Origin of the sequence: Pseudomonas bharatica CSV86, from assembly GCF_000319305.2 — a bacterium.
GTDB classification, from domain to species: Bacteria; Pseudomonadota; Gammaproteobacteria; order Pseudomonadales; family Pseudomonadaceae; genus Aquipseudomonas; species Aquipseudomonas bharatica.
Map to the genome: position 1 here is coordinate 791,089 of NZ_AMWJ02000001.1, position 21,791 is coordinate 812,879.

At 62.9% G+C, this 21,791-nt stretch carries 20 protein-coding genes and 2 pseudogenes; 10 read left to right on the plus strand and 12 right to left on the minus strand.

Going from position 1 to position 21,791, the window contains the following annotated elements:
- Positions 1-137: 137 nt before the first annotated feature.
- Positions 138-1,283 (minus strand): annotated as a pseudogene (locus CSV86_RS03680) (MFS transporter); the annotation flags it as partial.
- A 95-nt stretch (positions 1,284-1,378) separates the two neighbouring features.
- Here CSV86_RS03680 and CSV86_RS03685 point away from each other — a divergent pair.
- Complete coding sequence (locus CSV86_RS03685) at positions 1,379-2,257, plus strand: LysR family transcriptional regulator (protein WP_009406588.1); 879 nt, start codon at positions 1,379-1,381, stop codon at positions 2,255-2,257.
- Between the two features lie 3 nt (positions 2,258-2,260).
- Here CSV86_RS03685 and CSV86_RS03690 read toward each other — a convergent pair whose 3' ends face one another.
- The gene (locus CSV86_RS03690; RefSeq protein ID WP_009406587.1) at positions 2,261-3,010 is read right to left on the minus strand and encodes a 3-oxoacyl-ACP reductase family protein; all 750 of its coding nucleotides are present in this window, start codon (positions 3,008-3,010) and stop codon (positions 2,261-2,263) included.
- A 124-nt stretch (positions 3,011-3,134) separates the two neighbouring features.
- Here CSV86_RS03690 and CSV86_RS03695 point away from each other — a divergent pair, with 124 nt between their 5' ends.
- Entirely contained in the window at positions 3,135-4,061 is a 927-nt protein-coding gene (locus tag CSV86_RS03695; protein ID WP_009406586.1) for a LysR family transcriptional regulator, read from the plus strand.
- Positions 4,062-4,130: 69 nt separating this feature from the next.
- Here CSV86_RS03695 and CSV86_RS03700 read toward each other — a convergent pair whose 3' ends face one another.
- Positions 4,131-4,637 (minus strand): GreA/GreB family elongation factor, encoded by a 507-nt coding sequence (locus CSV86_RS03700; protein ID WP_037062172.1) that lies wholly within the window; start codon positions 4,635-4,637, stop codon positions 4,131-4,133.
- Positions 4,615-5,043, minus strand: a complete 429-nt coding sequence (locus CSV86_RS03705; RefSeq protein WP_009406584.1) for a hypothetical protein — start codon at positions 5,041-5,043, stop codon at positions 4,615-4,617. Before CSV86_RS03705 ends, CSV86_RS03700 begins: the two co-directional genes overlap by 23 nt.
- A gap of 112 nt (positions 5,044-5,155) precedes the next feature.
- On the opposite strand from CSV86_RS03705, the gene earP reads away from it, so the two are divergent.
- Positions 5,156-6,274 carry an elongation factor P maturation arginine rhamnosyltransferase EarP gene (gene earP, locus CSV86_RS03710; protein ID WP_009406583.1) on the plus strand — a complete coding sequence of 373 codons (1,119 nt, stop codon included), beginning with the start codon at positions 5,156-5,158 and terminating at the stop codon, positions 6,272-6,274.
- A gap of 48 nt (positions 6,275-6,322) precedes the next feature.
- Positions 6,323-6,892, plus strand: coding sequence for an elongation factor P (efp, locus tag CSV86_RS03715; RefSeq protein WP_009406582.1), 570 nt, complete (start codon positions 6,323-6,325; stop codon positions 6,890-6,892).
- 59 nt (positions 6,893-6,951) lie between these two features.
- Here efp and CSV86_RS03720 read toward each other — a convergent pair whose 3' ends face one another.
- From CSV86_RS03720 to CSV86_RS03730, 3 genes are all read right to left on the minus strand, one after another.
- A complete protein-coding gene (locus tag CSV86_RS03720) occupies positions 6,952-7,371 on the minus strand; it encodes an organic hydroperoxide resistance protein (RefSeq protein ID WP_009406581.1) in 420 nt (139 codons plus the stop codon).
- A 169-nt stretch (positions 7,372-7,540) separates the two neighbouring features.
- Positions 7,541-8,002: a MarR family winged helix-turn-helix transcriptional regulator gene (locus CSV86_RS03725; RefSeq protein WP_037062174.1), complete on the minus strand. Its 462-nt coding sequence runs from the start codon at positions 8,000-8,002 to the stop codon at positions 7,541-7,543.
- Between the two features lie 47 nt (positions 8,003-8,049).
- Positions 8,050-9,012 carry a LysR family transcriptional regulator gene (locus tag CSV86_RS03730; protein WP_009398333.1) on the minus strand — a complete coding sequence of 321 codons (963 nt, stop codon included), beginning with the start codon at positions 9,010-9,012 and terminating at the stop codon, positions 8,050-8,052.
- Positions 9,013-9,124: 112 nt separating this feature from the next.
- Between CSV86_RS03730 and CSV86_RS03735 the strand changes: the two are divergent.
- Positions 9,125-9,873: pseudogene (locus tag CSV86_RS03735) on the plus strand (sulfite exporter TauE/SafE family protein).
- A gap of 129 nt (positions 9,874-10,002) precedes the next feature.
- Here the strand turns inward: CSV86_RS03735 and CSV86_RS03740 are convergent.
- On the minus strand, positions 10,003-11,349 hold the full coding sequence (locus tag CSV86_RS03740; protein ID WP_009398335.1) for a class II 3-deoxy-7-phosphoheptulonate synthase: 1,347 nt from the start codon (positions 11,347-11,349) through the stop codon (positions 10,003-10,005).
- Positions 11,350-11,485: 136 nt separating this feature from the next.
- On the opposite strand from CSV86_RS03740, the gene CSV86_RS03745 reads away from it, so the two are divergent.
- The gene (locus CSV86_RS03745; protein WP_009398336.1) at positions 11,486-12,238 is read left to right on the plus strand and encodes a spermidine synthase; all 753 of its coding nucleotides are present in this window, start codon (positions 11,486-11,488) and stop codon (positions 12,236-12,238) included.
- A gap of 344 nt (positions 12,239-12,582) precedes the next feature.
- Positions 12,583-14,250, plus strand: a complete 1,668-nt coding sequence (locus tag CSV86_RS03750) for a DEAD/DEAH box helicase (RefSeq protein WP_009398337.1) — start codon at positions 12,583-12,585, stop codon at positions 14,248-14,250.
- 124 nt (positions 14,251-14,374) lie between these two features.
- Here CSV86_RS03750 and CSV86_RS03755 read toward each other — a convergent pair whose 3' ends face one another.
- Complete coding sequence (locus CSV86_RS03755) at positions 14,375-15,142, minus strand: DODA-type extradiol aromatic ring-opening family dioxygenase (RefSeq protein ID WP_037059955.1); 768 nt, start codon at positions 15,140-15,142, stop codon at positions 14,375-14,377.
- A 103-nt stretch (positions 15,143-15,245) separates the two neighbouring features.
- On the opposite strand from CSV86_RS03755, the gene CSV86_RS03760 reads away from it, so the two are divergent.
- Positions 15,246-15,899, plus strand: a complete 654-nt coding sequence (locus CSV86_RS03760; protein ID WP_009398339.1) for a thiopurine S-methyltransferase — start codon at positions 15,246-15,248, stop codon at positions 15,897-15,899.
- 145 nt (positions 15,900-16,044) lie between these two features.
- Here CSV86_RS03760 and htpX read toward each other — a convergent pair whose 3' ends face one another.
- Both htpX and CSV86_RS03770 read right to left on the minus strand, forming a co-directional pair.
- On the minus strand, positions 16,045-16,932 hold the full coding sequence (gene htpX, locus CSV86_RS03765; RefSeq protein ID WP_009398340.1) for a protease HtpX: 888 nt from the start codon (positions 16,930-16,932) through the stop codon (positions 16,045-16,047).
- A gap of 212 nt (positions 16,933-17,144) precedes the next feature.
- Positions 17,145-18,356 (minus strand): pyridoxal phosphate-dependent aminotransferase, encoded by a 1,212-nt coding sequence (locus CSV86_RS03770; RefSeq protein ID WP_009398342.1) that lies wholly within the window; start codon positions 18,354-18,356, stop codon positions 17,145-17,147.
- Between the two features lie 201 nt (positions 18,357-18,557).
- Between CSV86_RS03770 and msrB the strand changes: the two genes are divergently transcribed.
- The gene (gene msrB, locus CSV86_RS03775; protein WP_009398343.1) at positions 18,558-18,950 is read left to right on the plus strand and encodes a peptide-methionine (R)-S-oxide reductase MsrB; all 393 of its coding nucleotides are present in this window, start codon (positions 18,558-18,560) and stop codon (positions 18,948-18,950) included.
- 28 nt (positions 18,951-18,978) lie between these two features.
- A complete protein-coding gene (locus CSV86_RS03780; RefSeq protein ID WP_009398344.1) occupies positions 18,979-19,458 on the plus strand; it encodes a glutathione peroxidase in 480 nt (159 codons plus the stop codon).
- On the opposite strand, the gene CSV86_RS03785 is transcribed toward CSV86_RS03780, so the two are convergent.
- Complete coding sequence (locus tag CSV86_RS03785) at positions 19,451-21,769, minus strand: hybrid sensor histidine kinase/response regulator (protein ID WP_009398345.1); 2,319 nt, start codon at positions 21,767-21,769, stop codon at positions 19,451-19,453. The two genes, CSV86_RS03780 and CSV86_RS03785, sit on opposite strands and share 8 nt — an antisense overlap.
- Between the last annotated feature and the right edge of the window lie 22 nt (positions 21,770-21,791).

The window sequence follows — 21,791 nt, forward strand, 5'->3', positions numbered from 1 at the left end:
GGTAATCCAGGTTTGAGAGGGCTTGTTGACCAGCGCTTACTCAGCCCTCCGGATACCCCCAAGTCAATTGCGAGGCGACGGAGGGTAGGGCGTCCGTCAGACAGTTCTGACCTGCATAACTTTGTTGCCCCCAGCCACCACACCAGCAGGCCGACGACACCGATCCCCAGCCCGGCGATAACGATGCCATTCCAGCCCCAGGCCTGGAACAACTGGGTACCCAGCAGCGAACCGCTGGCGCCACCGATGAAATAGCAGGTGATATAGCCGGCGTTAAGGCGGTTGCGCGCTTCCGGGCGCAGGGCGATTACCGCGTTCTGGTTGCTGACGTGGACCAATTGCACCGCCAGGTCGAGCAACAGTACACCGGCCAGCAATGCAGCCAGCGAGGTCGGGGCGAAAGCCAAGGGCACCCAGGACAGCAACTGCACCAGCAGGCCGACGGTCGTGCCTTGCGCGCCCTTGCCTTTATCGGCCAGGCGTCCGCCCCAGTTGGCAGCCAAGGCACCGGCGGCACCGGCCAGGCCGAACAGTCCGATCACACCATCGGAATACTGGTAAGGCTCGGCCTTCAGCAGGAACGCCAGGGGCGTCCAGAACAGGGCGAACAGGCAGAAGGAAATTGCCCCGAGCAATGAGCGAAGACGCAGTACCGGCTCTTCGGCGAACAACCGGAACACCGAGCCGATCAGCGCCGGATAGGCCAGGCCGGCATGCTGCTGACGTTGCGGCAGGGCGCGATACAGGGCAATGGCGCTGAGGGCCATGAGTGCGGCGGCGAGCATATAGATGCTGCGCCAGTCACCGAGGGTGGCCATAAAGCCGGCGGCGGTGCGTGCCAGAAGAATGCCCAGCAGCAGACCGCCCATCAGGGTGCCGACCACCCGGCCGCGTTCGCTCGGCTCGCTGAGTCCGGCGGCCATCGGCACCAGTACCTGGGCCACCACCGAAAACAGGCCGGTGAGCGTGGTGCCCAGCAGCAGCCACGGCAGGCTTGGGGAAAAGGCGCTGATCAACAGGCCGATGGTGGCAATGCTGATCATGCTGACGATCAGGCGGCGCTGCTCGAACAAATCACCCAGCGGCGCCAGGAGGAACAGGCCGGCGCCATAGCTGAGCTGGGCGGCGATGACGATGCAGCCGGCGCTGGCGGTGCTCAGGCCGAAGTGTTCGGCAATGCTGTGCAGCAAGGGCTGGGCGTAATAGTTGCTGGCCACCGCCAGGCCGGTGGCGGTGGCCATCAGCAGAATCAGGGCGCGACTCAGGACGGGTGTGGAACTCATGGGGCCTCCTTTCAAGAGCCGTCAGTATGGGAAATGCACTAGCATGACGCCAATGCATAGTTGTCATCGGATCAATCTCGAAAGCAGATGGATAAATGAATCTGAAGCAGATCGAATACGCCTTGGCTGTTGCCGAAACCGGCAGCTTCACTGGCGCCGCCGAGCGTTGTCACGTAGTGCAATCGGCGCTTAGCCATCAGATCGCCAAACTGGAGGAACTGCTCGGCACCCGGTTGTTCGAGCGCAGTTCGCGCCGGGTCCGGCTGACCCCGGCCGGCGAGGCCTTCGTGCCTAATGCTCGCATTGCCCTGGATGCGGCGCGGCGGATTGCCGACGAGGTGGCCGCCGCTACCGGAGAAGTGCGCGGGCGCTTGTCCATCGGTGAGATCAGCTCGCTGACGGAACTGGACCTGGTCGATCTGCTGGCCGGCTTTCACCGTGAGTACCCGAAGGTGGATATCCGCTGGCTGATGGGCAAGAGCGAGCTGATGATCGGCGATGTCCGCGAGCGGCGCCTGGATGTGGCGTTCATCGGTGTCTGGCCGGGGGAATCGCTGGACGGGGTCGAGCATCGCCTGCTGGCCAGGGAGGAGCTGGTGGCAGTGCTGCCGCTGGAGCATCGCTTGGTTATCCACAGTTGCTTGTCACTGGCGCAACTGGAGGACCAGCCGCTGGTGGACTTCCAGGCCGGCACCGGTGCACGGCGGCAGACCGACGAAGCCTTTACCGCCGCCGGCTTGCGTCACCGCGTGCAGTTCGAGGTGGGGACCACCAACCTGATCGAGAAGTTTGTCCAGCGCGGGCTCGCCCTGGGGCTTGTGGCAGAGCGGGTGGCCGCCGGGTTCCAGCGCGTGAAGGTACTGCCGGTCAGCGATGCGCCGGTGCGTCATGTGTATGCCATCTGGTCGAAAACCCCGACCCCGGCCGCCAGTGCCTTTATCCGCTTGCTGGAACGGCATCTGGCGGCGCGGTGAAGGTCAGGCGGCGAAACCGCCGTCGATGGTCAGGCTGGCGCCGGTGATATAGGCCGCTTCCGGGCCCGCCAGGTAGGCGACGAAACCGGCGATTTCCTCGACATGACCGTAGCGCCCGATCGCCATCAACCCTATCAGGGTGTCGGCGAACTCGCTGTCGGCCGGGTTCATGTCGGTGTCTACCGGGCCGGGCTGCACATTGTTGATGGTGATGCCACGCGGGCCAAGGTCGCGTGCCAGGCCGCGGGTCAGCCCGACCAGTGCCGATTTGCTCATCGCGTAGGTTGCGCCGCCGGAAAACGGCATGCGCTCGGCATTGGTGCTGCCGATATTGATGATCCGCCCGCCCTGGCCCATATGCCGAAGCGCGGCCTGGGTAGCGACGAAGACGCTGCGCACGTTGACCGCGAGCGTGCGATCGAAATCCTCCAGGCTGAACTCGGCGACATCGCCAAGCGCCAGGACCCCGGCATTGTTGACCAGGATATCGAGTCGACCGAAGTGCCCGGCGGCCAGGTCCACCGCTTGCTGCACGGCGGCGGCGTCAGCGCTGTCGGCTTTCAGCGCCAGGGCCTTGCCGCCACCCTGACGGATCTCGTTCTGCAGTTGTTCGGCGACGTCCTGTGAACTGACGTAGGTGAAGGCCACTGCGGCACCCTGTTCGGCCAGGCGTTTGACGATGGCCGCGCCGATGCCGCGCGAGCCGCCCTGGACCAATGCCACTTTGCCGCTGAGGTTGTGTTGGGTCGACATGCTTGATGCTCCGAAGGAACAAGGCCGGATGCCTTGTGAATGGAACCGAGTATCTGCCTGTGATTACCACTCGATAAGCCGGTAATCGCTATAGTCTGAATAAACCCTTGGTATGGAATCTCCGATGGAAACCTTCACCAGCATCGAGTGTTTTATCCGCAGTGCCGAAGTCGGCAGCTTTGCCGAAGCCGCGCGACGCCTGAGCCTGACGCCTGCGGCCGTGGGCAAGAATGTCGCCGGGCTGGAAGCGCGCCTGGGCGTGCGGTTGTTCCAGCGTAGTACCCGAAGCCTGACCCTGACCGAAGCCGGCCAGCGTTTTCTTGCCGAGGTGCGTGACAGCTTCCAGACCATCCAGCACGCCGTAACCAACCTGGCAAGCGCTGAAGGGCAACCGGCGGGGACCTTGAAGGTGAGCATGGGCACGGTGTTCGGGCGGCTGTATATCCTGCCGATGCTGGGCGATTTCCTGCGGCGCTATCCGGCGATCACGCCTGACTGGCACTTCGATAATCGTCAGGTGGACCTGATTGCGCAGGGTTTCGATGCGGCCATCGGCGGCGGTTTCGACCTGCCACCCGGGGTAGTGGCGAGGAAGCTGGCGCCGGCACACCGGATCCTGGTGGCCTCGGCGGAGTACCTCGACAACTGCGGTGAAGTACGCACGCCGGAGGATCTGGCCAGGGCCGACGGTATCCTGATCCGCTCGCCGCAGACCGGACGGGTGCGCTCATGGCCGTTGACCAGCCGCTGGCAGGAGCAGAGTCCGTTGAGCCTGCGCCAGCGCATGACCATGAGCGATTCCGAAGCGGCCTGCGCGGCGGCGGAGCAGGGCTTGGGTGTGGCACTGGTGAGCATGCCGTTTGCCGTGCCGTATCTGCAGCGCGGCAGCCTGCTGCGGGTGCTGCCGGACTGGTATGTGGATGACGGCAATATTTCGTTGTACTACGCGCAGCACAGGTTGCTGCCGGGGAAGACCCGGGTGTTCGTGGATTTCCTGATGGAGCAGTTTGTGGTGCAGGGGTTGGCGGGGCGGTTCGATGCGTTGAGCTGAGGCAGAATTCAAGATGCTCTTTCGGGCCTCATCGCTGGCAAGCCAGCGATGAGGCCCGAAAGAGCAACTCTATTTCACGGAAATAATGACCAATGCCTGCCGCCCATTACCCACCGCCAGATCCAGTTCATCCTCTTCAAGCTTGCCCAGAAGCTGCTGCCCCAACGGCGACCGCGGGGTAATCACCGTCACCAACCCATCCCCTTCGCCAATCTTCAGCCCCGCTGCCTCGGGGCCGAGAAACAGCCATTGCCGGCGCCCGTCCTGATCCTCCAGCAACACCAGGTTGCTCACCTGGATGCCGCGTTGCGCGTCGTAATCGCGCAAGCTCAGCTGTTGATAGGCCGAGCGCGCCTGACGGATCTCTTCCATGCGCCGGGCTTGTCCGGTCGCCAGATAGGAGGCTTCCAGGCTGAGGGTGTCGTATTTGTTCTCGGCGATGTTCTCTTCCGCAGTAGCGGCTTCGTAGGCGGTCTGGGCGGCGCGCCGGATCATGTCCAGGTCGACGTCCAGACGCTCGACGATGGCGTTCAACAGCGTTCGCTTGTCGGGTTCAGCGGCAGAATTCAAGAACATTGGCCCGGCTTTTCTCGGTAGGTGCAGTGCGGTTCTGTTGCAGCCAGAACTGGCATCTGGGATTGGAAAGGTTGCGTGGGTTTTTCTCGGCGCTGTCGAAGGCGTCCTCGACCTGTCGGGTCTGCAAGGCCTGTTGGTATTGCTCGAACATCCGGTTCTGTTCCGGCGATTGCTCCTGGGCGCCCGGATAGCGAGCGGCCGGTGGCTGTGCCGGGGCCGGGGCAGTGAGCGGCTGGCTGATCACCGAGGCCACCGGTTCGCGCACTTGCGGCACGAACTGCCAGACACCCCAGAGGGTCAGGCCGATAGCGATGAAGCCCAGCCACAGGCCAAGGGCGACACCCAGCGCCAGCGGCAGGATTTTGGCAGAAACCTTGAATGAACGCGGACGGGTTCGGTAGGACATGAAAGCCTCCTGGCCAGGAAAGGGACGGGATTGTCGCACGATGGATCTTTTGTCTGGAGCCGATAATCCGGACAATCGACGATTATTCGTTCGCGGTGCAAGAGGACCTGCCATGAAACCGACCTGGGACATCTTCTGCTGCGTCGTCGACAACTACGGTGATATCGGTGTGACCTGGCGCCTGGCCCGGCAATTGGTTGCCGAACATGGACTGGCGGTGCGGCTTTGGGTGGATGAGCCCAAAGCCTTCGTGCGCCTGTATCCGGAGGCGGATGTCGAGGCCCTGTGCCAGGTCTGCGAAGGGGTCGAGGTACGCCGCTGGGAAGCGCAGTGGCACGTGGAGGAGGTGGCCGATGTGGTGATCGGGGCTTTCGCCTGCCAGTTGCCGCCGGCCTATATCGAGGCCATGACGCAGCGCGCCAGCCCGGTGCTATGGCTGAACCTGGACTACCTCAGCGCCGAAGACTGGGTGGAAGGTTGTCACGGCCTTCCATCGCCGCAGCCGAACGGGTTGCGCAAGGTGTTCTTCTTCCCCGGGTTTACCGAGCGCACCGGTGGCTTGCTGCGCGAGGGCGATTTGCTGGAAAGGCGCGAAGCGTTCGACCGAGAGGTGTTTCTGCGCGACATGGGTATTACCCTTCAGCCCGATGCCCGGTTGATTTCGCTGTTTGCCTACGAGAATGGCGGATTGGCCAACTGGTTCGATGCCCTCGCCGAGGACGCCAGGCCCAACCACGTGCTGGTACCGGAAGGGCGAATCCTGGGTGATGTGAAAACCTGGCTGGCTGTGGATAACCTTGCCGTCGGAGATACCCACAGGCGCGGTGCCCTGACCGTGCAGATCCTGCCTTTCGTCCGCCAGGACGATTACGACCGGCTGCTGTGGAGCTGCGATTTCAATGCAGTACGTGGCGAAGACTCCTTCGTTCGTGCGCAATGGGCCGGCCAGCCGCTGCTCTGGCACATCTATGTGCAGGAAGAGTATGCCCACTGGGAAAAACTCGAAGCCTTTCTCGATCGCTATACCCAGGGCCTTGAATCCAGCGCTGCGGCGGCTCTGGTGGAGCTGTGGCGAGCCTGGAACATGGACCGGGACATGGGCCTGGCATGGAAGCAGATGTTGCCGCACTGGGATGAACTGGCGTTGCACGCCCGTCATTGGTGCGCGGAACAGGCCGCCCGGCCGGACCTTGCCAAGGCGCTGGTGCAGTTTTACCGAAATTGGATATGATACGCGGCCTCGATTTTTATAAATCCATCCAGATTCGGATACTTTGTAATGAAAACTGGTAAAGAGCTGAAACCCGGTACCGTACTGCGTATCGACAACGACCCGTGGCTGGTCCAGAAAGCCGAGTTCACCAAGTCGGGCCGTAACAGCGCGATCATGAAGACCAAGCTGAAGAACCTGCTGACCGGCTACAAGACCGAAACCGTCTACGGTGCGGACGACAAGCTGGACGACGTGATCCTGGATCGCAAAGAAGCGACCCTGTCGTTCATCAGCGGTGACACCTACACCTTCATGGACACCACCGACTACACCATGTACGAGCTGAACGCCGAAGACATCGACGCCGTTCTGCCGTACATCGAAGAAGGCATGGAAGACATCTGCGAAGCCGTCTTCTTCGAAGGCCGCCTGGTTTCCGTAGAGCTGCCGACCACCATCAGCCGTCAGGTTGTCTACACCGAAAACGCTGCCCGTGGCGACACCTCCGGCAAGGTCATGAAGCCTGCCAAACTGAAGAACGGTACCGAGATCCAGGTTGCCGACTTCATCCAGATCGACGAGTGGATCGATATCGACACTCGCGACAACAGCTTCAAAGGCCGCTCCAAGAAGTAATCTTCCTGGCGTCCACGAAAAACCCGGCCTTGGCCGGGTTTTTTTGTGCCTGTGGAAAATCAGACGCTCACATGCAGGCGCACATCGACGTTGCCACGGGTGGCGTTGGAGTAGGGACAGACCTTGTGCGCCGCGTCTACCAGGGCCTGGGCGTCGGCTTGCTCGAGGCCCGGCAGGCTGATGCGCAGGTCGATATCGAGGCCGAAGCCGCCTTCGATCTGGCCGATGCCGACCTGCGCGGTGATCGCGGTTTCGCCGGGCAACTGGCGCTTGCCCTGGGCAGCAACGAATTTCAGCGCACCGATGAAGCACGCCGAGTAGCCGGCGGCGAACAGCTGCTCCGGGTTGGTTGCCGCACCGCCAGCACCACCGAGCTCCTTCGGCGTGGCCAGTTTCACGTCAAGGATGCCGTCGCTGGAGAGGGCACGGCCGTCGCGGCCACCGGTGGAGGTTACGGTTGCGGTGTAGAGCGCTTTCATGGGGAGATCCTCGAACCTTGATAAGTGTTTGGCGTTTGGGGCGCCGGCTGGGTACGGGGATAAATTTAGTTCACAAATATTTAGTGCGCAAGATAAATTTTCGAATTTTTCTCTGCAGCCTCTGCAGCGGGGGCTGACAGCGAAGTCGAAAGCCCCGTCGCAGAGCCGTTTAAAGGTTCTTTTGCAATTGCTCGCGCAGTTCCAGCAGTTGCGCTTGCAGTTGTTGCAGTTGCTCCATCGACTGGCCGCTGGCACCGAGGATGCAATGCGGGACCCGGCGTGCCTGCTGTTGCAGCTCCCGTCCGGCGTCTGTCAGTTCGACGATCACTACCCGTTCGTCTTCACGGCTGCGGGTGCGCTTGAGCAGGCCTTCGGCTTCGAGGCGTTTGAGCAGTGGGGTAAGGGAGCCGGGATCGGTCAGCAGGCGATGGCTGATTTCGCCTACGGTCAAGGCATCCTGTTCCCACAGCACGAGCATCGCCAGATACTGCGGATAGGTCAGGCCAAGTGCCTGGAGCAAGGGTTTGTACACCTTGGTCATCAGCAGTGATGTTGAATGCAGGGCGAAGCACACCTGGTTGTCGAGGAGCAGTTCGTCACAGCGTTCGGGAGCTGGGGTATCGGCGTTCATGCAGATCCTTTTATTCGTCAGGCTCTTGAATATTAGCACGCAAGTTTTTAGCGCGAATGCCAGCTCAGTTCGCTCTGTAGCGCAAGATCCCAGGGCGGCACCGGGCTGAAACGGCTCTTGAGGAATTGGAGAAGCAAACGGCTGCGAGAGTTCGTTTCATGTTCGAGGCGCAGCGCGTAGACGCCGCTGGTTTCGGCGGCAGGCAGGCCGTTTTCGCAAAACAGCGGCAACAGTTCGCCACGCAGCAGGTATTCGCTGATCAGCCAGGTCGGCAGATGGGCGATGCCGAGGCCGGCCAGGGCGCCGAATAGAAGGGTCTCGGCATTGTTGGCGGTCATGCGCATGCGTGATGGGCGCAGCAGGCGCATCTGTCCGTCCACTTCGAAGCGCCAGGCGAAGGGCGGAGCAAGGCCGTCCCAGTCCAGGCCATCATGTTCGGGCAGCTCGGCGGGGCTGGCCGGCAAACCGCGCTGGCGCAGGTAGGCCGGGCTGGCGCAGGCGATGCGCACCATGTAGGCCAGTGGCGTCGCCACCAGGCGGGTGTCGGCCAGGGGGCCGGCGCGCAATACCAGGTCTACCTCGCCGAGATGAGCACCCTGCATATCGACGAAGCTGTCGATCAGGCGCAATTGCACATCGAGCCCAGGATAGGCGACCAGGAAATCGGCGATGGCCGGCGCCAGGTGGCGGCGCCCGAAGGCCGCCGGCGCGTCTATACGGATCAGGCCCTCGGGGGCATTGCTCAGGGAGACGGCCTCGGCCCGGGCCAGGCGCAATTCCTCGACGATACGCCGGGCCCGCTCGGCAAAGGCATTGCCCGCCGGGGTGGGGCGCACTGCATGGGTGCTGCGTACGAACAGGCGGCTGCCCACGGCACTTTCCAGATTGTCGATACGCCGTGCTACCGCCGAGGGGGTCAGGGGATGACGTCGGGAAGCGGCGGAAAAACTGCCGGTTTCGAGAACGTCGAGGAACAACTTGAACTGCTCGGTGAGGGCGTCGGGGTTCATGGCGATGGGTTTGCTTATGCGAAAGTGGCAAAGCCATTGTGCGCTGCTGTGCGTTTCCCCGCTAGCCGCAGATCGGTAGCATGCTTGCCATCAAACAGTGGGTGAGGCCGGCATGATCGAGTGGTTGATGTACATCGTCCTGGGCGCGGTCCTGGGCACCGTGGGTGGTCTGTTCGGTATCGGTGGTGGCTTGATCGCCATCCCGGCGCTGGGGGTGCTGTTTGGCCTGGACCAGCAGTTGGCCCAGGGCACGGCGTTGGTGATGGTTGTGCCCAATGTGATGCTGGCGCTGTGGCGTTATCACCAGCGCAACCGCATCGAGGCGCGGCATGCGGTGCCGCTGGCGGCGGCCGGTTTCGTGTTTGCCTGGCTGGGTTCCCTGTGGGCGGTAGGCGTGGATGCGCGGGCGATGCGTATCGGCTTCGTCGCGTTTCTTGTCGCCCTGGCGGCGTGGAATGTGCTGCGGATGTTCATGAAGACGGCGCAGCCTTCCAGCGAGTTGCGCCATCCCTGGCCGTGGCTGGGCGTGCTCGGCAGTTTCTCCGGGTAATGGGCGGTTTGTTCGGCGTAGGTGGCGCGGTTGTGGCGACGCCTGTGCTGACCAGTGTGTTCGGCACTACCCAGGTCGTGGCCCAGGGCTTGTCGCTGGCCCTGGCCCTGCCGAGCACCGCGGTAACCCTGGCGACCTATGGCTTCCACCAGCATGTGGAATGGTCCATGGGTATTCCGTTGGCAGTGGGCGGCCTGCTTAGCATCAGCTGGGGCGTGAAGCTGGCCCATGCCATGCCGGAGAAGATGTTGCGCTCGCTGTTCTGCGGGTTCCTGGTGATCTGCGCGCTGATGCTTGGGTTCAAGATCTAGCTCTGATTTCAGGGAGCAACACAAAACCCTGTGGGAGCTGGCTTGCCAGCGATGAGATCTGGCCTCATCGCTGGCAAGCCAGCTCCCACAGGGTCGGCGTTGGAATCGAAATCTGCCGGAAGCAGATGATCAGCGGCGAACCTGTTTCAATGTTTCTGCAACCAGGAACGCCAGCTCCAGCGACTGATCGGCATTCATCCGCGGGTCACAATGCGTGTGATACCGGTCCGACAGCGCATCCTCGGTGATCGGCCGTGCCCCGCCGATGCACTCGGTGACATTCTGCCCGGTCATTTCGATATGGATCCCGCCCGCATGGGTCCCCTCGGCCTGGTGCACCTGGAAGAACTGCTTCACCTCGCTGAGGATCTGCGCGAAATCCCGGGTCTTGTAGCCGCTGCTGGCCTTGATGGTGTTGCCGTGCATCGGGTCCGAGCTCCACAGCACCTGGCGGCCTTCGCGCTCGACGCTGCGAATCAGCCCCGGCAGGTGATCACCGACCTTCTCCGCACCCATGCGCACGATCAGGTTGAGGCGCCCCGGGTCGTTGGCCGGGTTGAGGATATCGATCAGGCGGATCAGTTCCTCGGTGTTCATGCTCGGGCCGACCTTGACCCCGATCGGGTTGTTCACCCCGCGCAGGAACTCGACATGGGCGCCGTCCAGCTGGCGGGTGCGGTCGCCGATCCAGAGCATGTGTGCCGAGCAGTCGAACCAGTCGCCGGTCAGGCTGTCCTGGCGTACGAAGGCTTGTTCGTAGTTGAGCAGCAGCGCCTCGTGGGCTGTGAAGAAACTGGTCTCGCGCAGTTGTGGTGCGCTGTCCAGGCCGCAGGCGCGCATGAAGGCCAGGGTCTCGTCGATGCGGTCGGCCAACTGGCTGTATTTTTCGGCGAGTGCCGAGTTGGCGATGAAGTCCAGGTTCCACTTGTGCACCTGGTGCAGGTCGGCGAAACCGCCCTGGGCGAACGCGCGCAGCAGGTTCAGGGTGGCAGTCGCCTGGTGATAGGACTGCAACAGGCGCTCCGGGTCGGGCACGCGGCTTTTCTCGTCGAAACCGATGCCGTTGACGATGTCGCCGCGGTAGGCGGGCAGGGTGACGCCATTGATGGTTTCATCGCCGGCAGAGCGCGGCTTGGCGAACTGCCCGGCCATGCGCCCGACCTTCACCACCGGGCAGCCGGCGGCGAAGGTCATGACGATCGCCATCTGCAGCAGGACCTTGAAGGTGTCGCGGATCTTCGCCGCCGAGAACTCGGCGAAGCTTTCCGCGCAATCACCGCCCTGGAGCAGGAAGGCGCGGCCCTGGGTCACCTCGGCGAACTGGCGACGCAGTTCGCGGGCTTCGCCGGCGAAGACCAGCGGCGGATAGCTGGCCAGGGTCTGCTCGACCTTCAGCAGGTGGGCGGCATCGGGGTAGACGGGTTGCTGCTGGATCGGCAGGGCGCGCCAGCTTTCGGGACTCCAGGGTTGGCTCATCACAGGCTCTGTTGGTTATTGGCTGAGGCGAAGACGCATGCCCGCCATGCTATCACCCGGCACACGCCTTGTTGCACTGCACGCATTGACGGACAATGCCGGCTTTTCGAGGCACCCAGGGTTGCCGGGAGACAGCATGACAGAGCGCGAAGAGCGTCTGCTGGCGCAGGTGCACGATCAGTTTGGCACCATCAGCGTGTACGAGGTCGAGGACTACCGTTTTCTCGAGTTCGGCGAGGCCATCGAGCAGAGCTGCGTATTCACCGCCGATCCCAGCTGGCTGGAGTATGACTACACCCGCGCCATGCTGGTCGGGGCGCTATGCCATGAGCTGCCTGAAAGTGCGCTGTTCCTCGGCCTTGGCGCCGGGACCCTGACCCAGGCTTGCCTGAAGTTCCTGCCGCTGGATGACGTCGAAGCCATCGAACTGCGCCCGGACGTACCGCGCCTGGCTATCGAATACCTCGGGCTGGACGATGATCCGCGCCTGTATATCCGGGTCGGTGATGCACTCGAGCTGCTGCCCAGCGCCGAGCCGGCCGACCTGATCTTCGTCGACCTGTATACCGATCACGGCCCGGGCGTAGGCCATCTCGCCTGGGGCTTCCTCGAAGCGTGCCAGAAACGCCTGAATCCCGGCGGCTGGCTGGTGATCAACCAGTGGGCCGGCGATGATGGCCGGCCATTGGGCGCGGCGTTGCTGCGCGGACTGTATTCGCGGCATTACTGGGAACTGCCGGTGAAGGAGGGCAACGTGATCCTGCTGGTGCCGGCCGACCTCGACCAGACCCTCGACACCACCGGGCTGCGCGCGCGTGCCGAGGCCCTGGCGCCGCGCCTGGGGTACTCGTTGCACTACCTGATCGAGGCGATCAGGCCGGCGACCTGAGTAAAACGTTTCAGCGGAAAATCCAGGCAAGGCAGGCCGAAGTACCTCAAGCGCGTCGTTTCAAGGTTCGCGCCTGTCGTTTTCCGAAAAAAACCTCTCACCGAACGAACGAATTCAGGTATAGTGCGCGCCGGTCTTTCAACGGACCTCGTTCAAGGCAGTGCTCTGCGAAGTCAACTTCGCTGCATGTCCGCATAGCGGACGCTTCCTGGACGTTCTTTTCTTTATCTTCAATCGTTTTCGCAAATCCCCGCCGACAAAGCTGCCAGGGTGACCCTCGGGTCTTACAAGGCATGCGCAGCTTTGGAGCATGGGTCTTTGCGGATGCACTTAGAGGCAGACCCATGACCCAGGAAACCGGCGGCTTCGCCGCTCTCGATCTTCATCCAAGTATTGTTGCTGCCGTTCTGGCTACCGGCTACGAAGAGCCGTCCGCCATTCAGCAACAATCGATCCCGATCATTCTCGCCGGTCATGACATGATCGGTCAGGCGCAGACCGGTACCGGTAAAACCGCCGCCTTTGCCCTGCCCATCCTGAACCGCATCGACCCGAGCAAGCGCGAGCCGCAAGCCCTGATCCTGGCGCCAACCCGTGAGTTGGCGCTGCAAGTCGCTACCGCATTCGAAACCTACGCCAAGCAGATGCCGGGCGTGACCGTGGTAGCCGTATACGGTGGTGCCCCGATGGGCCCACAACTGAAAGCCATCCGCAACGGCGCGCAGATCGTCGTGGCGACTCCTGGCCGTCTGTGCGACCACCTGCGTCGTGACGAGAAGGTCCTGGCCACCGTGAACCACCTGGTTCTCGACGAAGCCGATGAAATGCTCAAGCTGGGCTTCATGGACGACCTCGAAGTGATCTTCAAGGCCATGCCGGAAAGCCGCCAGACCGTTCTGTTCTCGGCTACCCTGCCAGCCTCGATCCGTGCCATCGCCGAGCGCCACCTGCGTGAGCCGAAGCACGTCAAGATCCAGAGCAAGACCCAGACCGTGACCGCCATCGAGCAGGCACACCTGATGGTCCACGCCGACCAGAAGGTTTCCGCTGTCCTGCGTCTGCTGGAAGTGGAAGAGTTCGACGCGCTGATCGCCTTCGTGCGTACCAAGCAGGCCACCCTGGACCTGGCCAGCGCCCTGGAAGCCAAGGGCTACAAGGCTGCCGCGCTGAACGGCGACATCGCCCAGAACCAGCGTGAGCGCGTGATCGACTCGCTCAAGGACGGTCGCCTGGACATCGTCGTCGCTACCGACGTCGCTGCCCGTGGCCTGGACGTTCCGCGCATCACCCACGTGTTCAACGTAGACATGCCGTACGACCCAGAGTCCTACGTGCACCGTATCGGCCGTACCGGCCGTGCCGGTCGTGAAGGCCGTGCGCTGCTGCTGGTTACCCCGCGCGAGCGCCGCATGCTGCAGGTGATCGAGCGTGTGACCGGTCAGAAGGTTGCCGAGGTTCGCCTGCCGAACGCCCAGGCCGTCCTCGATGCGCGCATCAAGAAACTGACCAACAGCCTGGCGCCGCTGGTTGCCGATGCCGAAGCGACCCATGGCGACCTGCTGGACCGCCTGACCGCCGATATCGGTTGCAGCCCGCGGGCCCTGGCCGCTGCGCTGCTGCGCAAGGCCACCAATGGTCAGGCCCTGACCCTGGAAGCCGTTGAGAAGGAGCAACCGCTGGTTCCGAGCTACACCCCGCGTGAGCGTACCGGTGGCGAGCGTTCCGAGCGTAGCGGTGAGCGCGAGCGTCGTGCGCCGATGCCGCTGGGCGAAGGCCGTGCCCGTTGCCGTACCGCGCTGGGCGCGCGTGACGGTATCGCCGCGAAGAACCTGCTGGGTGCCATCCTCAACGAAGGCGGCCTGGCCCGCGAAGCCATCGGCCGCATCCAGGTGCGCGACAGCTTCAGCCTGGTCGAGCTGCCGGAAGAAGGTCTGGATCGCCTGCTGGCCAAGCTCAAGGACACCCGCGTTGCCGGCAAGCAGCTGAAACTGCGCCGTTATCGCGAGGATTGATCCTCGGCTGAATGAAAAATCCCCGACTGGTTCGGGGATTTTTTTGCCTGTCAGCAGCGGTGCACACGGATCCCTGTGGGAGCTGGCTTGCCAGCGATGAGGCCATCAGAAACACAGCAAAGCTTCAGTCGAACCTGTAGATATCCATCCCCAGCGCCCCAAGGGTAAACCCCTGGTGCTCGATCCCGAACCGCTTCCCGGCGCCCCGGGCGAAGTACAGCGGCAACAGATGCTCATCGCTCGGATGATTGCGTGCCGCAAACGGCGCCTGCTTGCGGTAATCCAGCAACGCATCGCCATCATCGGCCGCGAGCTTCTCCACCATCCAGTCACGAAACGCCAGTGCCCAGGGTGTCGAACCATTATCGGTTGCGCGCCAGTCCAGCTCGCCCAGGTTATGGGTGATGCTGCCGGAGCCGATCAGCAGGATACCTTCAGCCCGCAGCGAGGCGAGGGCGCGCCCGACTTTTTCCTGGAAGGCCGGACCGCGCAGGCTCGGCAATGACACCTGCACGACCGGGATATCGGCCTGCGGATACATCAGGGACAGCGGCACCCAGGCGCCGTGATCGAAAGGTCGTTTGCCATCGAGCCCGGCCGGCATGCCTGCGTCCTTCAGCAGACCGGCGACCCGCTCGGCCAGCAGCGGCTCGCCGGGCGCCGGGTACTGCACGGCGAACAGTGCGGGCGGGAAGCCACCGAAGTCATGCCAGGTGGCTAGCCGCGCAGCGCTGGCGACCCACAGGTCGTGGCTTTCCCAGTGCGCCGAAACCACGATGATGGCTTTCGGCCGTGGCAGGCTGGCCGCCAGGCGCGCCAGGGCCGGGCCGCTTTCGCCGGGTTCCAGGGCGAGCATGGGGGATCCATGGGAAATGAACAGGCTTGGGAGCATCGCAAACGTCCTGAAGGGTATGATGGCTACCATCTTCAGCTAGATCATTGATCTAATTCCAATATAAGTTTTCGCATTATTTGATCGAAATCCTGGAGTCATCATGCAAGCGGATTTTTGGCACAAGCGCTGGGAGCGCAATCAGATCGGATTCCATCAGGACCAGGTCAACCCCTACTTGGCGCGATATTGGCCAACGCTGGCGATCGACGCGGGCAGCCGGGTGCTGGTGCCCCTGTGCGGCAAGAGCCTGGACCTGGCCTGGCTGGCGGGGCAGGGGCTGCGGGTGCTGGGGGTGGAGTTGTCGCAGCGCGCGGTGGAGGACTTCTTTGTCGAACAGCAGTTGCAACCTGAGCGGTACCAGCACGGGGCCTTCAGTTGCTATCGCAGTGAAGGCGTGGAGATCTGGTGCGGGGATTTCTTCGAACTGACGGCCGAGGATGTGGCTGATTGCGTGGGGCTGTATGACCGTGCGGCGCTGATTGCCTTGCCGCCGGAGATGCGCCAGCGCTATGTGGCGCACTTGGGTGCGATCCTGCCCAAGGGCTGTCGGGGTGTGCTGGTGACGATGGAATATGACCAGTCGAAGCTGGACGGCCCGCCGTTCTCGGTGGCCGATGACGAGGTCCGGGCATTGTTTGCCGGGCGCTGGCTGGTCAGCGAGGAGGCGGTGCAGGACATCCTTGGTGAGAGCTGGAAGTTCGTGCAGGCGGGCGTCGGTAGCCTGCTGGAGCGGGCCTACACCTTGAGGAGCTGAGTAAGCGGACCCTGTGGGAGCGGGTTCACCCGCGATTGCAATAGTGAATTCACCACCGCAATCGCTGGCAAGCCAGCTCCCACAGGGGGGCGCGATGTTCCACAAAAAAGCCCGCCTAAGCGGGCTTTCCTGTTACTGGCGTCGATCAACCGCGGCGACGCAGTGCTTCGATGCGGTCTTCCAGCGGTGGGTGGCTCATCAGCAGGCCTGCCAGGCCCTGCTTCAGGCCGCCGTTGATGCCGAACGCATTCAGGGTGCTCGGCATCTGTACCGGTACGCCTTGCTCCGAGCGCAGGCGCTGCAGGGCGCTGATCATCGCTCCGGTACCAGCCAGGCGGGCGCCGGCGTCGTCGGCGCGGTATTCGCGTTTGCGCGAGAACCACATGACGATGATGCTGGCGAGGATGCCCAGGACCAGCTCGGCGATGATGGTCGCGATGTAGTAGGCGATTCCCTGGCCCTCTTCGTTCTTGAAGATCACCTTGTCGACGAAGTTGCCGAAGATCCGCGCAAAGAACATCACGAAGGTGTTCACCACGCCCTGGATCAGCGCCAGGGTAACCATGTCGCCGTTGGCGACGTGGCCTATCTCGTGGGCCAGTACGGCACGCACTTCATCGGGCGAGAAGCGCTCCAGCAGGCCCTGGCTGACCGCGACCAGGGCATCGTTGCGGTTCCAGCCGGTGGCGAAGGCGTTGGCCTCGTAGGCCGGGAAGATACCCACTTCCGGCATCTTGATGCCGGCATTGCGGGACAGCTCCTCGACGGTTTGCAGCAGCCATTGCTCGTGGCGGGTACGCGGCTGGCTGATGATCTGTGTACCGGTGCTCATCTTCGCCATCCACTTGGAGATGAACAGCGAGATCAGCGAGCCGGCAAAGCCGAACACGGCACAGAACACCAGCAACGAGTCGAGCTTCAGGTCGACGCCGTTGGCCGCCATGATCCCGTTGAAGCCGAACAGGCTCAGGGTGATGCTGGCAACCAGCACGACCGCGAGGTTGGTGGCTACGAACAGCAAAATGCGCATCATGGTTGTTACGTTCTCCAGACGGATAGATATGTAGCGTATGCGGCTATATAAGGTGCGCTTGGTGGCGATTCAACTGGGGGACTATTTCAAACTGTGTACGTGTCTGACAGCCAGGTACACCGACCCAACCCGCGGCTCAGAGCCGCGGGGCGAAAATTCTGACGTGGGGAGGGTCGATACCTGCGTCTTTCCCACACAGGTATGACTGTAGGTTACTGCCGGTAGGACTTCAGGAAATTTCCGATGCGCCCGATGGCCTGCTCAAGATCATCGACCCGTGGCAGGGTCACCACGCGGAAGTGATCCGGGCTCGGCCAGTTGAAGGCGGTACCCTGGACGACCAGCAGTTTTTCCGAGAGCAGCAGGTCGAGCACGAATTTCTCGTCGTTGAAGATCGGGCAGACCTTCGGGTCGATCCGCGGGAAGGCGTAGAGCGCGCCCATGGGCTTGACGCAGCTGACGCCCGGAATGTCATTGAGCAGTTCCCAGGTGCGGTTGCGCTGCTCCAGCAGGCGGCCCGGCGGCAGGACCAGGTCGTTGATGCTCTGATAGCCGCCAAGTGCGGTCTGGATTGCGTGCTGGGAGGGCACGTTGGCGCACAGGCGCATGTTGGCGAGGATGTCCAGGCCTTCGATATAGCTCTGGGCGTGTTGCTTGGGCCCGGAAATGATCAGCCAGCCCGAGCGGAAACCGGCGACCCGGTAGGACTTGGACAGGCCGTTGAACGTCAGGCACAGCAGGTCCGGAGCGAGGGACGCAGTGCTCACATGGACCGCTTCGTCGTAGAGGATCTTGTCGTAGATCTCGTCGGAGAACACCACCAGGTTGTGCTGGCGGGCCAGTTCGAGCATGCCCAGCAGGACTTCGCGCGAATACACGGCGCCGGTCGGGTTGTTCGGGTTGATGATCACCAGGGCCTTGGTGTTCGGGGTGATCTTCGCCTTAATGTCTTCCAGGTCAGGGAACCAGTCGGCGCCCTCGTCGCACAGGTAATGCACCGGGCGACCGCCGGCCAGGCTCACCGCGGCGGTCCACAGCGGGTAGTCCGGGGCCGGGATCAGCACTTCGTCACCGTTGTTGAGCAGGGCCTGCATCGACATCACGATCAGTTCGGACACGCCGTTGCCGAGGTAGATGTCCTCGATGCCGACGCCTTCGATCTGTTTCTGCTGGCAGTACTGCATCACGGCCTTGCGCGCGCTGAACAGGCCCTTGGAGTCGCTGTAGCCCTGGGCGGTCGGCAGGTTGCGGATCACGTCCTGGAGAATTTCTTCCGGCGCTTCGAAACCAAAGGGTGCCGGGTTGCCGATGTTCAGCTTGAGGATGCGATGGCCTTCCTCCTCCAGGCGCTTGGCGTGCTTGAGCACCGGGCCGCGAATGTCATAGCAGACATTGGCGAGCTTGTTCGATTTGCTGACCTGCATGATGTGATCCCGATAAGAAAAGATCGCCGCCTGGCCCTTGTACGAAAACAGCGTTCGTACAAACCCTGCCGCGCCATGAAAAGGTTTGAAATGCGGGTAATCCGGGTGCCAGACTGTTGCCTGAATTGAGGCGCAATGATACGTCTCGCCCGTGCCGGCGAAAAGAAGCAGCACGGGCTTTTTATTTGACGAGGCCTGCCCATGGAAAAGATCGAGAAAACCCTTGAAGAATGGCGCGCGATGCTCGACCCCGCGCAGTACCAGGTGTGTCGCCTGAAGGGCACCGAACGCCCGTTCAGCGGAAAGTACAACTCGACGAAGACCGATGGCATCTACCATTGCATCTGCTGCAACGCGCCGCTGTTCGACTCGCGCGCCAAGTTCGACTCCGGCTGCGGCTGGCCGAGCTTCTACGAGCCGATCGAGGACAGCGCGATGATCGAAATCCGCGACACCTCCCATGGCATGATCCGTACCGAAGTCACCTGTTCGCGCTGCGACGCGCACCTGGGGCATGTATTCCCGGATGGCCCGCCGCCGACCGGACTGCGTTACTGCATCAATTCCGTGTGCCTGGAACTGGAACCGCGCTGAACGGCGCCTTGCATGAAAGGAGCGTCATATGGCTTTGCTGGACATCCCCTGCACCACCATCAAGGGCGAACAGAAGACCCTGGCGGACTTTCCGGCCAAGGCCGTGCTGATCGTCAATACCGCCAGCCAGTGCGGTTTCACCCCGCAGTACAAGGGGCTGGAAAAGCTCTGGCAAGACTACCGCGAGCGCGGCCTGGTGGTGCTCGGGTTCCCCTGCAACCAGTTCGGCAAGCAGGAACCGGGGGATGAGCGGGCGATCTCGCAGTTCTGCGAGCTGAACTTCGGCGTCAGCTTCCCGCTGTTTCGCAAGGTCGATGTCAACGGCCCGGGCGCTCACCCGCTGTTCGTCGAATTGAAAAAGCGCGCGCCCGGCCTGCTGGGCTCCCAGGGCATCAAGTGGAACTTCACCAAGTTCCTCCTCGACCCGAAGACCGGCACCGTCAGCCGTTATGCCCCTACTACCAAGCCCGAAGCCTTGAACGCCAGCATCGAGGCGCTGCTCAAGTGATCTGTGGCGGGGCCCAGTGGTCGATCATGGCCTCCAGCTCCTCGCGCCGGAACGGCTTGGCCAGATAATCGTTCATACCCGCAGCGCGGCACCGCTCGCGCTCCTCGGGCATGGCGTTGGCCGTCAGGGCGACGATCGGCAGGTTCGGCCAGCGCCCGCTCTGACGAATGCGGCGGCTGGCCTCGTAGCCGTCCATTACTGGCATGTTGCAGTCCATCAGGACCAGGTCGAACTGCTCGTTCTCCAGTTGCTCCAGGGCTTCGGCACCGTGGGCGGCGACGCTCGTTTCGCAGCCCAGCTTGGCCAGCATGCCCTTGGCTACCAGTTGGTTGACCGGGTTGTCCTCCACCAGCAGGATCCGCCCCCGCGACACATTTTTCGGTTGGTCGGGTTGCTTGACCTGGACGCCTTCGTCCGCCCGCGTCAGTACCCGGCGCAAGGCCTGGTACAGCGCGCTGCGAGCCAGTGGCCTGGCCTGTTGTTGCAGCGGAGCCAGGCTCGCGGCCTGCTCGCCGGGAAGAAAGTTGCCGTAGGCGGTAACCAGCAGGATCGGGGCCTTGCTCGCCGGACGCAGGGTCAGAACGCAGTCCAGGTCATCGGTAATCAGCAGGTCTGGGGTTTCGCCGCCAAGATCGTCCAGCGAATCCAGGCGCCGATAGTGCAGGCCCCAGTGAGGCAGCAAGGTTTGCAGCAGCTCGGCCAGGCCGCTTTTGGCGTTGCTGATGGCGACCACCTGGCCGTGCAGCGGTTCCGGCACGACCGCCGCGGTATGGCCGGGCAATGGCAGCTCGGCGCTGAACTGGCTGCCGAAGCCTGTTTCGGAGCTGATGCTCAAGCGCCCTTGCATGGCCTCGCAGAGGTTGTTGGTCAGGGTCAGGCCGAGGCCGGTGCCGCCGTATTGCCGGGTGATACCAGCGCCGGCCTGGGTGAAAGGCTGGAAGATACGGCTCTGGGCTTCCGGGGCGATGCCGATGCCGGTATCGCAGACATCGATGCGCACGCCGCCGCTTTGCGTGCTCAGGCGCACGTCGACCCGACCGAAGCGGGTGAACTTGAGGGCATTGGATAGCAGGTTGCTGACAATCTGCCTGACCCGGGTCGGGTCGCCCAGCACCATCGAGGGGAATCCGGGATCGATCAGGCAGGTCAGCTCGACGTTCGGCGCGGTGTTCTGCGACAGCAGGTTGGCGGTGTCTTCCACCAGCGTGCCAAGGTCGAAGGGAATCCGCTCCAGTTCCAGCTGGCCAGCATCGAACTTGGACAGGTCGAGGATATCGTTGAGCAACTCCACCAGCACCTTGCCAGAGTCGTGGGCAATCGACAGTTGCTGGCGCTGCTCGGTGGTCAGCGGGCTGTCCAGCGACAGCGCGATCATGCCCAGCAGGCCGTTGAGCGGCGTGCGGATCTCGTGGCTCATGTTGGCCAGGAAGGCGGCGCGGGCCTGGGCCATGTCGAGGGCGCGGCGGCGGGCGTCTTCCAGTTCCAGGTTGGACTGGCTCAGGCGGTTGTTGCTGGCCTTGAGTTCGTTGGTGCGCGCCGAAACGATGTTCTCCAGCTGGTTGAGGTAATCGGTCAGGCGGTTTTCCGCGTTGCGCCGCTGCTGGATCTCGGTGGCCATGGTGACGAACTGCTGGTTGGCAACCCTGACCAGCACGCCGATTTCGTCGTCTTCGTGGCCCACGGGAAAGGGCAGCTTGCCTTGCGCGCCGTTGCGCGGGTCACTGTTGCTCAGGGCGCTGATCACCCGCACCAGCGGCTTGGTCAGCATCATGTAGAACAGCGCCAGGAGAATCCCGGTCAATACCAGGCTGCGCACGAAGCCGTTGAGCAGGGTGACTTCCGCCCGTTTGAGAAAGCGGCTGCCGAAGGCGAAGGTATCGACATCGATATAAAGGGTGCCCAGGTACTCGTCGGGCATATGGCTGAGATACAGGCGGTTGCGAAATTCGCGGTTGTTGCCGAACAGGAAGTCGCTGATGGCCCGGTAGGTGCTTTCCTCGCGGGGGCGCTGCATATCGGCGAGCACGGTATCGTTGTTGTCGACCAGCCGGGCACGGACGATGGCCGGGGATTGCAGCAGGCCGAGGGTCAGCTCCTGGGCCAGTTCGGCATCGATGTTGTAGGCGATGCGCGAGGCGGTGTTGTGGCTGATATCCAGCAGCGCTTGCATCTCGCGGTTGATGGAAGCGTCTTCGCTGGCATAATCGATGCCTATCTGGATGAGACTGAGCAAGGTTCCCAGGATGAAGCCGACGAGGACGGTCAGCCGGGCTTGCTTGTACGACAGGCGATTGGTGAACTTGATATCCATGGTCCCGAGCCAGTTCCACATT

Excerpts from the sequence above, each read along its gene's own strand:
- CSV86_RS03685 (WP_009406588.1), top strand. The coding sequence starts at position 1,379 with ATGAATCTGAAGCAGATCGAATACGCCTTGGCTGTTGCCGAAACCGGC.
- CSV86_RS03690 (WP_009406587.1), bottom strand. The coding sequence starts at position 3,010 with ATGTCGACCCAACACAACCTCAGCGGCAAAGTGGCATTGGTCCAGGGC.
- CSV86_RS03695 (WP_009406586.1), top strand. The coding sequence starts at position 3,135 with ATGGAAACCTTCACCAGCATCGAGTGTTTTATCCGCAGTGCCGAAGTC.
- CSV86_RS03700 (WP_037062172.1), bottom strand. The coding sequence starts at position 4,637 with ATGTTCTTGAATTCTGCCGCTGAACCCGACAAGCGAACGCTGTTGAAC.
- CSV86_RS03705 (WP_009406584.1), bottom strand. The coding sequence starts at position 5,043 with ATGTCCTACCGAACCCGTCCGCGTTCATTCAAGGTTTCTGCCAAAATC.
- earP (WP_009406583.1), top strand. The coding sequence starts at position 5,156 with ATGAAACCGACCTGGGACATCTTCTGCTGCGTCGTCGACAACTACGGT.
- efp (WP_009406582.1), top strand. The coding sequence starts at position 6,323 with ATGAAAACTGGTAAAGAGCTGAAACCCGGTACCGTACTGCGTATCGAC.
- CSV86_RS03720 (WP_009406581.1), bottom strand. The coding sequence starts at position 7,371 with ATGAAAGCGCTCTACACCGCAACCGTAACCTCCACCGGTGGCCGCGAC.
- CSV86_RS03725 (WP_037062174.1), bottom strand. The coding sequence starts at position 8,002 with ATGAACGCCGATACCCCAGCTCCCGAACGCTGTGACGAACTGCTCCTC.
- CSV86_RS03730 (WP_009398333.1), bottom strand. The coding sequence starts at position 9,012 with ATGAACCCCGACGCCCTCACCGAGCAGTTCAAGTTGTTCCTCGACGTT.
- CSV86_RS03740 (WP_009398335.1), bottom strand. The coding sequence starts at position 11,349 with ATGAGCCAACCCTGGAGTCCCGAAAGCTGGCGCGCCCTGCCGATCCAG.
- CSV86_RS03745 (WP_009398336.1), top strand. The coding sequence starts at position 11,486 with ATGACAGAGCGCGAAGAGCGTCTGCTGGCGCAGGTGCACGATCAGTTT.
- CSV86_RS03750 (WP_009398337.1), top strand. The coding sequence starts at position 12,583 with ATGACCCAGGAAACCGGCGGCTTCGCCGCTCTCGATCTTCATCCAAGT.
- CSV86_RS03755 (WP_037059955.1), bottom strand. The coding sequence starts at position 15,142 with ATGCTCCCAAGCCTGTTCATTTCCCATGGATCCCCCATGCTCGCCCTG.
- CSV86_RS03760 (WP_009398339.1), top strand. The coding sequence starts at position 15,246 with ATGCAAGCGGATTTTTGGCACAAGCGCTGGGAGCGCAATCAGATCGGA.
- htpX (WP_009398340.1), bottom strand. The coding sequence starts at position 16,932 with ATGATGCGCATTTTGCTGTTCGTAGCCACCAACCTCGCGGTCGTGCTG.
- CSV86_RS03770 (WP_009398342.1), bottom strand. The coding sequence starts at position 18,356 with ATGCAGGTCAGCAAATCGAACAAGCTCGCCAATGTCTGCTATGACATT.
- msrB (WP_009398343.1), top strand. The coding sequence starts at position 18,558 with ATGGAAAAGATCGAGAAAACCCTTGAAGAATGGCGCGCGATGCTCGAC.
- CSV86_RS03780 (WP_009398344.1), top strand. The coding sequence starts at position 18,979 with ATGGCTTTGCTGGACATCCCCTGCACCACCATCAAGGGCGAACAGAAG.
- CSV86_RS03785 (WP_009398345.1), bottom strand. The coding sequence starts at position 21,769 with ATGGATATCAAGTTCACCAATCGCCTGTCGTACAAGCAAGCCCGGCTG.